General features: G+C 66.9%; 14 protein-coding genes and 1 tRNA gene. 10 read left to right on the forward strand and 5 right to left on the reverse strand.

Annotated elements, in window-relative coordinates; translation table 11 throughout:
* The first annotated feature begins 60 nt into the window (after nucleotides 1-60).
* A tRNA-Trp gene (locus tag RCO27_RS03620) sits at nucleotides 61-136 on the forward strand.
* A 41-nt stretch (nucleotides 137-177) separates the two neighbouring features.
* Here the strand turns inward: RCO27_RS03620 and RCO27_RS03625 are convergent.
* The 4 genes from RCO27_RS03625 to RCO27_RS03640 form a co-directional block, all read right to left on the reverse strand.
* Entirely contained in the window at nucleotides 178-1191 is a 1014-nt protein-coding gene (locus tag RCO27_RS03625; protein WP_309001272.1) for a type VI secretion system-associated FHA domain protein, read from the reverse strand.
* Nucleotides 1191-2855, reverse strand: coding sequence for a protein kinase (locus tag RCO27_RS03630; RefSeq protein WP_309001273.1), 1665 nt, complete (start codon nucleotides 2853-2855; stop codon nucleotides 1191-1193). The genes RCO27_RS03625 and RCO27_RS03630 overlap by 1 nt, the downstream gene beginning before the upstream one ends.
* Nucleotides 2856-2928: 73 nt before the next feature.
* The gene (locus RCO27_RS03635; RefSeq protein WP_309001274.1) at nucleotides 2929-3642 is read right to left on the reverse strand and encodes a LysM domain-containing protein; all 714 of its coding nucleotides are present in this window, start codon (nucleotides 3640-3642) and stop codon (nucleotides 2929-2931) included.
* A 47-nt stretch (nucleotides 3643-3689) separates the two neighbouring features.
* Complete coding sequence (locus RCO27_RS03640; RefSeq protein WP_309001275.1) at nucleotides 3690-5240, reverse strand: bifunctional diguanylate cyclase/phosphodiesterase; 1551 nt, start codon at nucleotides 5238-5240, stop codon at nucleotides 3690-3692.
* A 461-nt stretch (nucleotides 5241-5701) separates the two neighbouring features.
* On the opposite strand from RCO27_RS03640, the gene secE reads away from it, so the two are divergent.
* The 5 genes from secE (at nucleotide 5702) to RCO27_RS03665 (ending at nucleotide 8362) form a co-directional block, all read left to right on the forward strand.
* Nucleotides 5702-5899 carry a preprotein translocase subunit SecE gene (gene secE / locus RCO27_RS03645; RefSeq protein ID WP_309001276.1) on the forward strand — a complete coding sequence of 66 codons (198 nt, stop codon included), beginning with the start codon at nucleotides 5702-5704 and terminating at the stop codon, nucleotides 5897-5899.
* A gap of 85 nt (nucleotides 5900-5984) precedes the next feature.
* Nucleotides 5985-6524, forward strand: coding sequence for a transcription termination/antitermination protein NusG (nusG, locus tag RCO27_RS03650; RefSeq protein WP_309001277.1), 540 nt, complete (start codon nucleotides 5985-5987; stop codon nucleotides 6522-6524).
* A gap of 194 nt (nucleotides 6525-6718) precedes the next feature.
* Nucleotides 6719-7150: a 50S ribosomal protein L11 gene (gene rplK, locus RCO27_RS03655; RefSeq protein WP_309001278.1), complete on the forward strand. Its 432-nt coding sequence runs from the start codon at nucleotides 6719-6721 to the stop codon at nucleotides 7148-7150.
* Nucleotides 7151-7154: 4 nt separating this feature from the next.
* A complete protein-coding gene (rplA, locus tag RCO27_RS03660) occupies nucleotides 7155-7847 on the forward strand; it encodes a 50S ribosomal protein L1 (RefSeq protein ID WP_309001279.1) in 693 nt (230 codons plus the stop codon).
* 116 nt (nucleotides 7848-7963) lie between these two features.
* Nucleotides 7964-8362, forward strand: a complete 399-nt coding sequence (locus tag RCO27_RS03665) for a hypothetical protein (RefSeq protein ID WP_309001280.1) — start codon at nucleotides 7964-7966, stop codon at nucleotides 8360-8362.
* 3 nt (nucleotides 8363-8365) lie between these two features.
* On the opposite strand, the gene RCO27_RS03670 is transcribed toward RCO27_RS03665, so the two are convergent.
* Nucleotides 8366-9283 carry a LysR substrate-binding domain-containing protein gene (locus tag RCO27_RS03670; RefSeq protein ID WP_309001281.1) on the reverse strand — a complete coding sequence of 306 codons (918 nt, stop codon included), beginning with the start codon at nucleotides 9281-9283 and terminating at the stop codon, nucleotides 8366-8368.
* Between the two features lie 114 nt (nucleotides 9284-9397).
* Between RCO27_RS03670 and RCO27_RS03675 the strand changes: the two genes are divergently transcribed.
* The 4 genes from RCO27_RS03675 (at nucleotide 9398) to RCO27_RS03690 (ending at nucleotide 11988) form a co-directional block, all read left to right on the forward strand.
* Nucleotides 9398-10267 (forward strand): pirin family protein, encoded by an 870-nt coding sequence (locus tag RCO27_RS03675; RefSeq protein ID WP_309001282.1) that lies wholly within the window; start codon nucleotides 9398-9400, stop codon nucleotides 10265-10267.
* Between the two features lie 101 nt (nucleotides 10268-10368).
* A complete protein-coding gene (locus RCO27_RS03680) occupies nucleotides 10369-11259 on the forward strand; it encodes a pirin family protein (RefSeq protein ID WP_309001283.1) in 891 nt (296 codons plus the stop codon).
* 14 nt (nucleotides 11260-11273) lie between these two features.
* Nucleotides 11274-11693 (forward strand): OsmC family protein, encoded by a 420-nt coding sequence (locus RCO27_RS03685; protein WP_309001284.1) that lies wholly within the window; start codon nucleotides 11274-11276, stop codon nucleotides 11691-11693.
* Nucleotides 11694-11808: 115 nt separating this feature from the next.
* A complete protein-coding gene (locus RCO27_RS03690) occupies nucleotides 11809-11988 on the forward strand; it encodes a hypothetical protein (RefSeq protein ID WP_309001285.1) in 180 nt (59 codons plus the stop codon).
* The last annotated feature ends 137 nt before the right edge of the window (nucleotides 11989-12125 follow it).

The following is a 12125-nucleotide window of genomic DNA, read 5'->3' on the forward strand; positions in this document are numbered from 1 at the left end:
GCCGGCACTTTACGCCCTTGCACCCGCCCGGCGCGACCGTTAAGGCGCGCCCTCTGGCCTAGGAGTGTAGCTCAGCTGGTAGAGCATCGGTCTCCAAAACCGAGGGTCGTGGGTTCGAGTCCCTCCACTCCTGCCACTTCTGCCGCGCCGCCCTAAAGTTGGGCAAAGTACCTCCCGCTAGGCGCGCGAATGTCCTTGCCTATCCAACTCTTCGAGACAAGCAGCATAGGCCCCCGAGAAGGCCGCACCGGCTTCACCGGTTCCACGCTCGCAGTCCTGCACGAGCGCGTCGTGGAGGCGTGCATATTCGGCCCAGCAGGCAGCGGCCTGGCTTTGCAGCATCGATTTTCGTGCCGACATCGCAGATTCGACCGCGGCCGGCCGGATCGCGGCGAACGCCCCCCGCAACATCGCCCGGAACCCCGCCACCGTCGCCAGCATGTGCTTCTTCACGTCCTGGAAGGAGTCGCGCGCCGCTTCCGGTCCGGCGAGGAAGCCCACATCGTGCCGGAGCAGCAGATCGCTCGCCAGGCGCCGCGACGGCGCCCATTTGAATGGGTTGTTGCCGTCGGCTGCAATGGTGGTGCGCTCCAGCCGATGATCGTTCTTGATCGCGCTGCGGGCGCTCATCAGGTCCGCCAAGCCGAGCACGGTCTGCCGATAGATCGCCCCCGCACGTTCGAGCACCGCACCGGCGTCCTCGCCCGAAAAAGCGGACACGTCGAGATCGGCGCCACGACAGAACGCGACCAGCAGGGCGTCAGCGCCGTCATCACCTCCATTCAACGCGCCTTCCGGCCAGGCGGTCGGCACATCCAGATTGATGCCGAAAAGTGAAGCGAGGATCGTACCATCCAGGGCGGCGCTCCCTTCCGCGTCGGGCGCGGCCTCTATCGCCATGCGATACTTGCCGAAGCACACTGCGTCGCCGGGACGGAGCGGGTGCGGCTCGCCCGACGCAAACTGCTCGCCCATTTCGTTGAATACGCCGTTGGCGCCGAGCGGCGTCATCACGAGGGCGCCGTTATCCACCACCAGCTCGAGATGGGTGCGCGACACTTCGCGATCAGTATCGGGCACCACCCAATCCGCGGCCGGATCGCGCCCCACCCGTACACGGCCTTCGCCTGCCAGGCGCGCAGCGATCGGAGCCACCGCTTCGGATTCGTGAAAGAGCTTGAGGAGGAACATTACGCGACCCTTCGGTACCTGCCTGAGGGCGCAGGCGCGATCTGGGTCGCGTCGACGGCGGGCGGCGGCGCGGACGGCGCTTCGTCGAGAATGTCGGCCAAATGATTGTAGGCGTCGAACATCCGTCCGAACTCGTCGCACCGTCGGTGCGAAATCCGGAACTGGAAGTTTCCTTCCGCGGCGGCCTCGAGTGCGGAGCGCAGCTGCCGCAAGGGCCGTGTGATCGCGCCCGCCGCCATGTGACTGACCAGTGCGACGACCAGCATCAGCACCAACGCGAGCCCGCCCATCAACCACGTGGCATGGGCAGTCGCCTGCGCAAGCTCGGCACCGCTCATCACGAGCTCCACCGTGCCGAAGGGCTGCCCTGCATAGCGAATCGTCCGGCGGAAACGGAAATCATTGCCGGCGGTTTGCGACACGCGCTCGTCGGCACCGTCGGAGACGAGCGTCTCGCGATCGGTTGGCGTGTCGCGCCGCCCAACTTTGGCGGGATTGCTCGAGCCGCGCACGATGCCCGTCGCATCGATCACGGTAATGTGCCGCACGGCCGGGTCCCGGGCGGCGACGTCGACGAATGCCTGCACCGGCGCCCAATCCTGCTGACCGGACGGCAGACCGGCATTCTCGGCCGCCCGCAGGCCGACATTGTTGGCGACGAAGGTCGTGATCGTCGTGCCGGAGGTGACCGCCATGTGGGACATCGACCGATACTGGCGGTCGAGCACCGCGATCATGCTGATCAGCAAGGCCAGGCCCATCGTCGCGCCGATCACGAGCCCGACCCGCCAACGCAGCGGCAGCCCGCGGCCCTGCCGCGCGCCATCCATCGCTGCTCGCTCGCGCGCCAGCGCCTCGGCCACCTCCGCCCCCGACGAAAAGCGCTTGGCCGCCGACTTGGCCAGCATCTTGCCGACGATATATTGCAGCCCGCGTGGGCAGCCCGGCAACACTGTTCCCAGCGGCTGAGGCTGCTGTTGGGTGATCTGGATAGCGAGCGTTGCGAGGCTGGCGCCGTCGAAGGCCATGCGGCCGCTCGCCATCTCGTAGAGCACGACACCGAGCGAGAACAGGTCCGAACGGTGATCGATGGCGAGGCCGAGCGCCTGCTCCGGGCTCATATAGCGCGGCGTCCCGAGGACTTGGCCGACCTGGGTGCGCAGCGCGTTGAGCTCGGCGCGCAGCGGATCCGGCTCGCCGATTCGGGCGATGCCGAAATCCAGGATCTTGGCGGTCCGCCCGCCGTCGCACAGGATGATGTTGGAGGGCTTGATGTCGCGGTGCACGATGCCCGATTCGTGCGCGTAGTGAAGCGCGCGGGCGAGTTGCGCGCCGGTGGCGAGGACCGCTTCCAGCGGCAGGGCGCCGTGCAGCCGGATGTGCTGATCGAGCGGAAGACCGTCGAGCAGCTCCATGGCGATATAGGGGAAGCCATCCGCCTCACCGACGTCATGGATCGTGACGATATGGGGATGGGCCAAGGCCCCGGCGGCGCGCGCTTCCCGCAGGAACCGTTCCGCGACCTCGGCATTGTCGCGCAACTCGGGCTTCAGGACCTTGATCGCGATGCGGCGCCCGATCTCCGGATCATAGGCGCGATAGACATCGGCCATCGCGCCCTCGCCGATGCGATTCTCGATCTCATATCGCCCGACACGCCGCACACTACGTTCCTCTGCTGGGACAAAATTGCCCGCGATGCCCCCTTACCCATTCGAAGTTAAGGTTTCCTCTTTATCAGCGCCTTGACCGGACGGTCCGTTGAACCCGCAACGCGCGTTCCAGGTCACCTCGAATCGCTGCATTTCCGGGATCCGCCGCCGCCGCCCGGCGCAGCAGGGCAACTGCGCGGTCCACCGCGCCGCCATTGAGGGCGGCGAGACCCTGGGCACGAAGCCGTGCCGCCAGAGCAGGATTGGCGGAGGGGCGTGGGCTTGCTGCGGCCGGCGGCGGCACCGACCGCTCCGGTTCGCTGCGGGGCGGGGCCGCCGGGCGTTGTCGGCGCCGCTCCGGTGCCGGCGCCGACCGGCGTCCCGGTATCCGGATGACCTGGCCCGGGCGCACGGATTCCGGCACCGCGATGTCGTTGTACCGGGCGAGAATGTAGAACATCATCGGATTGCCGAGCACGCGCTGGGCGATCGTCGACAAGGTCTCCCCGTCGCGCAGCGTGTAGCTGTAGCTTTGTGCGCCGAGCATCTGCCGCGGATCGCCATCGATCTGCGAGAGGAGTTGGCGCGCAATGCCGTCCCCGGCGTCGCGGCGAAGCACTGACATCAGGCGTTCACGCGCGACCGTCACATCGCCGCGATTCAGCAACGCGATCGCCTCCTGCACGCCCTCACGACCGCGCCAGCCGCCCTCCTCCGGCTGCGCAACGGCGCCGGGCCGCGGCGCCGGGGCAGCGCTGCTGCAGGCCGTCAGGACGGCGCTCGCCGCGACGATGCCCAATATCCCACTCCATGGCGGTCGGAGGCGCGTTTTTGGTTTCATTGACGTCATGTCCCGACCCTCTGCTGAAGCTGCCGCTGCCGACCGCGGGCGTCATTGCCGTGGGCGCGTCCATTGGGGTGCTGCGCGTACAGCACGAAATCGTCCGCGCTCAGCGGCTTGGAGAAGTAGAAGCCCTGGAAAAGGCTGCAGCCAAGTTTCTGCAGCGTCTCGACCTCCTCCAGCGTTTCCGCGCCTTCGGCCAGGACCCCGATGCCCAATCCCCGACTGAGCTCGATCAGGCTGCGGCAGATCGCCTGGCTGTCCCGGCGACGGTCGACGTCGTGGACGAACTCGCGATCGATCTTGAGCTTGTCGAAGGGCAGATTCTTCAGATAGCTCAAGCTCGAATAGCCGCTGCCGAAATCGTCGATCGCAATCGTCACGCCGAGCGTACGCAGCGTGCCGAACAGCTGTCGTGTCCGTCCGGCATCTTCCGCCGCCGCCGTTTCGGTCAGCTCCAGTTCCAGCGCTTCGGGCGGCAGACCATGACGCGCCAGAATGCGCTCGATCGCACTGGCGAGATCGGCGTCGCGCAACTGGCGCGCCGAAAGATTGACCGCGACCTTGAGATCGCCAAGGCGGCGCCTGCGCCAGCTTCGGGCGGCATGACAGGCCTCGTTCAAGGTCCAGAGGCCGATCTGCCGCGTAAGGTCGCTGTCCTCGAGAATGGGGATGAACCGGATTGGCTCAATCATCCCGATGTCGGGATGACGCCAGCGCAGGAGCGCTTCGGCACCGACAAGTAGGCCGCGCGCGATGTCCACCACAGGCTGGAAGTTGAGCTCAAGTTCATGCCGCTCGACCGCGAGGCGCAGCCCCTGCTCGATGGTGAAGCGTTCCCGGGCATCATCCGAACTGTGCGGCCGAACGCGGTCCCGGGCGGCAGAACCCATTCTGGTCAAGCTGATCAAGGCATGATTGACCAGTGCGGCGGCATTGGTCGCATCCTCCGGATAGACGGCGGCGCCTGCCGCCACTTCGGGAGTGAAGACGATGCTGTCGGCATCAATCTCGATCTCCAGGGCATAGCATAACGCCGTCATCTCTCGCTGTGCGGCGGCAGGCTCCACGGCTTCGAACAGGATCGCGAAGCAATCCCGATCGACATGGGCGAGCATCCGTCCGCGGCCCAGGCTGCACGACAGACGCTCGGCGAAGCGCTTCAGGGCCGTTTCCGCGGCGTCGGGGTCGAATGCGGCGAGGCGCTTATAGTCGTTGAAACGAATGGCGCCGACCAGGGTCGACCCGGGTTGCGCGGCGAGATACGCCTCGATGCGTTCGACCAGGCTCTCGCGGATCGGAAGGCCGGTGATCGCGTGGCGTCGCACCCAGCGGTGCTCAAGCGTGTCCAGCTGCCCCAGGAGCCGACGAACTCCGAGCAGAAGCGCGGCACCGTCGGAGTCGGCGTTAGGTGAAAGGTCCGCACGGGCGGTTCGTATGAGGTGGGCGGCCTGCGCCACCGGCCGAAGCGTCCTGTAAAGAAGACCGAGCGCTATCGCGGATACCAGGACACAGCCGGCCACAGGCCACGACAAACCCGTCACCACGACCGCCACGACCCAGGGCACCGCCGCCGCCAGAGCGAGGCCGAGGCTCTTCCATTGAAGGCTTCGCGCAAAGACGGGCACCCGGATCCCACACAAAGTTACACGTGACGGCCGGTCTAATCCGACAGTCTTGTCTTAGGGTTAAGCTCTTGGCGAAATTAGGCTAACCTACATCAGGCAGGAGCTGCCGCTCTCGATCGCCCGGCGCCTTTTCGAATCTGCAAGATTTGGGATCGCCTGTGAGCAGTCCGACCGTATCAAGACCAGCTCGCAGCCCCACTTGCCGCGCGGTTCGCGCATCGCTAAAAGCCCGTTTCAATCCGGCATGGCTAGACGCGGCACCGGTCCCGGGCGGGACGGGGCAGCGGACCCTTGCCCGGAGGCCCGGCCGTCTGCTCTGGCATTCGCCCGGGCAGCGACTATGTAGGCGGCTTCACGGTTTTTCGGATTTTGAGAGAGGCGAGACGAGCGTGGCACGAGTGAATCCCGGCGAATTCCTGCGGCAGGTCCGCGCGGAGAGCGCGAAGATCGTCTGGCCGTCGCGCAAGGAGACGCTGATGACCGGCGTCATGGTCGTGATCATGACCAGCCTGCTCGCGCTCTTCTTCTTCGGGGTCGACAGCGCGTTCAGCGCGATCGTGCAGCGGCTGCTCGCGCTTTTGGGTTAAGGTAGAACATGCCCCTCACCCTTCCCTCTCCCCCAAGGGGAGACGGTGAAAAAGGCGGACGGGGCATCAGGAAACAGGAACAGACATGTCCCGCTGGTACATCATCCACGCTTATTCGGGCTTCGAGAACAAGGTTCGCGATTCGATCATGGCCGAGGCGACCCGCATGGGGCTCGACCGTCTCGTCGAGTCCGTCGAGGTGCCGACCGAGAAGGTCACCGAGGTGCGTCGCGGCAAGAAGGTGACGAGCGACCGCAAGTTCTTCCCGGGCTATGTGCTCGCCAAGCTCTCGATGAGCGACGACGTCTATCACCTCGTCAAGAACACGCCGAAGGTGACCGGCTTCCTCGGCGCGAGCGGCAAGCCGCAGCCGATCTCCGACGCGGAGGCGGCGCGCATCCTCAACACCAAGGACGAGGCCGCCAAGGCCGAGCCCAAGACCCGGATCAGTGTCGACTACGAGATCGGCGATGCGATCAAGGTGCTGGACGGGCCGTTCGCGTCGTTCAACGGCGTGGTCGAGGAGCTCGACTTCGAAAAGAGCCGCGTCAAGGTGTCGGTCTCGATCTTCGGGCGCGCAACCCCGGTCGAGCTCGAGTTCGAGCAGGTCGAGCGAGTCAAGTAGTTCGGATCGAAGACGCAGCCGCGCTCGGACCCTGCTGAAGGAATTTGCACCGGCGCGCGTCTTGCGCTAAGGGCGCCGCCTTCCGACCTTCGTTGGAAACATATGCGGGAGACGCGCAGGCGTCGCTTGGACCGCTCGACTTGAAACCGGAACGGACCGCTGCGGCGGCCCGGCCCGACAATAGAGAGTGACACATGGCGAAGAAAATTACGGGCTATATCAAGCTCCAGGTGCCCGCGGGCGCCGCCAATCCGTCGCCGCCGATCGGCCCGGCCCTGGGCCAGCGCGGCGTCAACATCATGGAATTCTGCAAGGCGTTCAACGCGGCGACCGGCGATCTCGAGAAGAGCATGCCGATCCCGACGATCATCACCGTCTATGCCGACCGCAGCTTCTCGTTCGAGACGAAGACGCCGCCGGCGAGCTTCCTCATCAAGAAGGCGGCGAACATCAAGTCGGGCTCCAAGGAGCCGGGCAAGGTCTCGGGCGGCAAGATCAAGCGCTCGCAGCTGCAGGCGATCGCCGAGACCAAGATGAAGGATCTGAACGCCAACGATATCGAAGCGGCCACCCGCATCATCGAAGGCTCGGCCCGCGCGATGGGCCTCGACGTGGTGGAGGGCTAAGGACATGGCACAGACCAAGAAGCAGAAGGCGCTGGCCGACCTCGATCCGCAGAAGCTCTACGGCGTCGACGAGGCGATCAAGCTCGCCAAGGCCAATGCCACGGCCAAGTTCGACGAGACGATCGAGATCGCGCTCAACCTCGGCGTCGATCCGCGCCACGCCGACCAGATGGTCCGCGGCGTCGTGACGCTGCCCGCCGGCACCGGCAAGGACGTGCGCGTCGCCGTGTTCGCCAAGGGCGACAAGGCGGAAGAGGCCAAGAAGGCCGGCGCCGACGTCGTGGGGGCCGAGGACCTGATGGAGACCATCCAGGGCGGCCAGATCGATTTCGACCGCGTCATCGCGACGCCCGACATGATGGGCATCGTCGGCCGCCTCGGCAAGGTGCTGGGCCCCAAGGGCCTGATGCCGAACCCGAAGCTCGGCACCGTGACCCCCGATGTCGCCAAGGCCGTGCAGGACGCCAAGGGCGGCCAGGTGGAGTTCCGCGTCGAGAAGGCCGGCATCATCCACTCCGGCATCGGCAAGGCGAGCTTCACGGAAGCGGACCTCAGGAAGAATTTCGACGCGTTCGTCGATGCGATCGTCAAGGCGAAGCCGTCGGGCGCCAAGGGCAAATATGTCAAGAAGGTCGCGATCAGCTCCACCATGGGGCCGGGCCTGAAGCTCGACGTCGCCGAGGTGGCGTCGGCCTGAACGGGTTCCCGCCGAGTTCGAGGAAGGGCTGGAGCGGCGACGCTTCGGCCCTTTTTCTTTGCGTTGCGGGCGGTGTCCTGTTTGGATAGCCCGGTCGCATCAGGAGGGGCTCTGCCATGACCGATGATCCGCGCTACCGCCCGTCCGCGCGCGATGAGGAGCGGAGAAGCGACTCGCCGCTTGCGGATGCGATCGAGATGTCGGTGCGGCGGATCGTGACGGCGATCGTTCTGGCCGGCGGGCTGATCGGGATCGGCGCCTATTTCTCCGGGGAAGACGACGAGGCGCCCAATTACCAGGTGACGACGACGAGCGACGGGCGGATCGTCCGGCTCAACACCGACAGCGGGTCGATCGTCATCTGCCAGGACAACCGGTGCTGGGTCATGCAGCGCGGCAGCCGGGACCTGGACGACGAGCCGCCGGCGGCGCTTCCCAAGCAGGAGGCGCGCCCGGCCCTCCCCGCGCCGGCCCAGGCGCCGGACAATGTCGCGGCGGTGCCGGCGGCACGCTGAGGCTCAGGCGGGTTCGGCCATCGCGCGGCGCTGAGCGGCGCATTCGTCTGCGAGGAAATCGAGCAGCGCGCGAACCGACGGCAGCAGGCCGCGGCGCGACGGGAAGACGGCGTGGACGATCTCGCCCGGCAACCGCCAGTCGGGCAGCACCGTGACGAGGCGGCCTTCGCGAAGATCCTTCCAGACCGCCATGGTCGGCAGCCGCACCGCGCCCGTGCCGGCGACCGCCGCCTCGCGCAGCACCGCCATGTCGTCGGTCACCAGCCGCGGCGCGTGGCGGATCTCGGCGACCGTGCCGTCGGCATGAGTAAGACGCCAGCGATGCTCGGCCGTGGCAGGACCGAAATCGAGGCTGGGCAAAGCGGCGAGGTCCGACGGCAGAGTGACCGGCCGGTTGCGCAACAAATCCGGACTGGCGACGATCCGCACGCTGCGTTCGTCGAATCGCCGCATGACCAGCTCGCTTTCGGCCAGCGGCGGCGGGCGGACGCGCACGGCGAGGTCGAAACCCTCGCCGATCACGTCGACGCGGCGGTTGGTGCTTTCGAGGTCGATCTCGACCTTGGGATGATGCGCCAGAAAGCGGGCGAGCAGCGCGCCGAACTGGAAGGCGAGCAACGCGGTCGGACAGCTCATCCGGATCACGCCCTGCGGCTCGGCGCGGACCCGGTCGATCGCCGCCTGCGCCGCCTCGGCCTCGACCAGCATGGCGACGCAGTGGCGGTAATAGTCCTGACCGATCTCGGTCACCGAGAAGCGCCGGCTCGACCGCTGGATCAGACGTACGTTGAGTCGGTCTTCGAGCAAGGCGATGCGGCGGCTCAGCTTCGACTTCTGCAGGCCGAGCGCGCGGGCGGCGGGCGCGAAACCGCGATGATCGACGACCTGGACGAAATAATAAAGGTCGTTGAGGTCCTGCATCGTCCTGTGTGTAGGACGCTAAGTCCGTTTCGGCAAACTTCTCGCCGTATCGTCCCACACTTATAACGAGCATCAAGCGCATCGGCCCTTCGGCGGGTGCCATGGAGACGGACGATGAAGACGATCCTCGGCGTGTACAGCAACCCCAATCGCCACTGGGTGGGCGACGGCTTTCCGGTGCGCTCGCTCTTCTCCTACAACAGCCTTGGCGGCCAGGTGAGCCCGTTCCTGCTGCTCGACTATGCGGGCCCATGGGTGTTCGATCCCGCCAAGACCCCGCGCGGCGTCGGCCAGCATCCGCATCGCGGCTTCGAGACGGTGACCATCGTCTATGACGGCGAGGTCGCGCACCGCGACTCGACCGGCCAGGGCGGCGTCATCGGCCCCGGCGACGTGCAGTGGATGACGGCGGGCGGCGGCATCCTCCACGAGGAGTTCCATTCGCCCCATTTCACTGCCGCGGGCGGCCCGTTTCGGATGGTGCAGCTCTGGGTGAACCTGCCGGCGAAGGACAAGATGACAGCGCCCGGCTACCAGTCGATCACCAATGCCGACATCCCGGTCGTCGAACTGCCCGATGGCGCCGGCAAAGCGCGGATCATCGCCGGCGACTTCGGCGGCGCGACCGGCCCGGCGCGCACGTTCACGCCGGTCAACGTCTGGGACGTCCGGCTGGATCGCGACGCCGATCTGACGCTCGACCTGCCCGAAGGGCATACGGCGATGCTGGTCGTGCTCTCGGGCCACATCACGGTGGGCGGCAGCCAGCCGGCCGGCGAGGCGGAGATGGTGCTGCTCGGCCGCGACGGCGCGGGCATCGACGTCCATGCGGACGGCGATGCGACCATGCTGGTCCTGACCGGCGAGCCGATCGACGAACCGATCGTCGGCTACGGCCCGTTCGTGATGAACAGCCGCGCCGAGATCGAGCAGGCGATCGATGACTTCAACAGCGGCCGCTTCGGCCAGATGGCGGCGGCCTGAACTTCGGGGCGCCCGGTTTCGGCCGGGCGCCCTTTCCTTTGCGAACCGACGAACGGACAATGGCTGGCGGCGAGTCGGCCCGGCGACATGGAGACGACGAGATGATCGAGATGGTGATTCCCCAGCGGCGGCGGAGCCTAGGCGGGTTCGAGGTCGGACGGGTGCTGCCCTTCGCCAGGCGGCGGATGGTCGGCCCCTTCGTCTTCTTCGACCATATGGGGCCGCTCGACATGCCGGCGGGCGTGCCACGCACCGTCGACGTGCGTCCTCACCCGCATATCGGCCTGTCGACCGTCACCTACCTCTTCTCCGGCGAGATCATGCACCGCGACAGCGTCGGCTCGGAGCAGGCGATCCGCCCCGGCGAAGTCAACTGGATGGTCGCCGGCCGCGGCATCACCCATTCCGAGCGGTTCGAGCAGGCCCGCGTCCATGGCGATCACCTCCACGGCATCCAGACCTGGGTGGCGCTGCCCGAGGCCGACGAGGAGGCCGAGCCCGCCTTCGCCCATCATGACGGCGCCGACCTGCCGGTCTGGACCGACGGCGGCGTGCGCGGGCGGCTGATCGCCGGCGACGCCTATGGCCTCCACGCCAACGTGCACATCCACTCCCCGCTCTTCTATGCGCATCTCGACATGGACGCGGGCGCGCGCGGCACGCTGCCCGAAGGACATGCTGAGCGGGCGCTCTATGTCGCGGACGGCGCGATCGAGATGGACGGCGTGCGCCGCGAGACCGGCGAGATGCTGGTGATGGCGTCGGGCGCGGGCGACTTCACGGCGCTCGAGCCCGCGCAGGTCATGCTGCTCGGCGGGGAACCGGTCGGCGAACGCTTCCTCTACTGGAACTTCGTCTCCTCCTCGCAGGCGCGGCTGGAGCAGGCCAAGGCGGACTGGAAGGCGCGGCGGATGAAGCTGCCCGATCTCGACCATGACGAGTTCATCCCTCTGCCGGACGAGCCCGCCGCGCCCCCCAGTCCGATGTCGTGAGGGAGGCCGGCGCCATGGCGGACACGGAACAGCAGATCGCCTGGGCAAACGCCCATATCGGTGCGGTGCGCTATGTGGTCGAGATCCAGACCGGCCACCACCGGCTTGTCGCCGACGAGCATCCGTCACTGGGCGGAAAGGATGCAGGGCCGACGCCCTTCGGCCTGCTCGTCTCGGCGCTCGGCGCCTGCACGTCGGCGACCCTCAAGATGTATGCGGAGCGCAAGAGCTGGCCGCTGGACTCGCTCGACGTCAGGCTGCGTTATCTCAAGTCGGAGGACGGCGACCATATCGAGCGGGTGCTGATCCCGCACGGGCCGCTCGATGCCGCGCAGCGCGCCCGCCTCGCCGACATCGCCGAGCGCACCCCGGTGACGCTGGCGATCAGGGGCGGCGTCGCGATCCGGACGCGGCTGGAGGAAACGGCGGCATGACCCTGCCGCCCGCAAAGAGTAAGCCCCGCCGGTTTGACCCGGCGGGGCTCCCTGAAGGTTCATTCCCGAAGGTTTGAACCGTTCACATCCATTCGATCTTTCGATCAGATGGACGATGGCAGAACGCGTCCATCCGGTTTCGGTTCCATGGCAAATTCATTTCGGAACAGGCGCGGCATTCGCGGGTTGGCGAGGACAGACCCGAAACGGAAAGCGAAGCGCCATGAACCGCACCTTCACCTTCAGCCTCGGCGGCCTCATCCTTCTCGTCATCATCGTCGCCATCCTGTTCTGACGGCCGCCAGCCACATTGACTTTTCCGGCCAGGGCTGTAGATGGCCGTCTTCGCCTGGCGCGGCTTCGGCCGTGCCGGCGTTCCGTCCGAGACAGCTGGCGAGGGGCTTCCCCTCTTAATCTCCAGCCTAGACGGGG

It is taken from the genome of Sphingosinicella sp. LHD-64 (assembly GCF_031157375.1).
In the GTDB taxonomy this organism is placed as follows: Bacteria; Pseudomonadota; Alphaproteobacteria; order Sphingomonadales; family Sphingomonadaceae; genus Allosphingosinicella.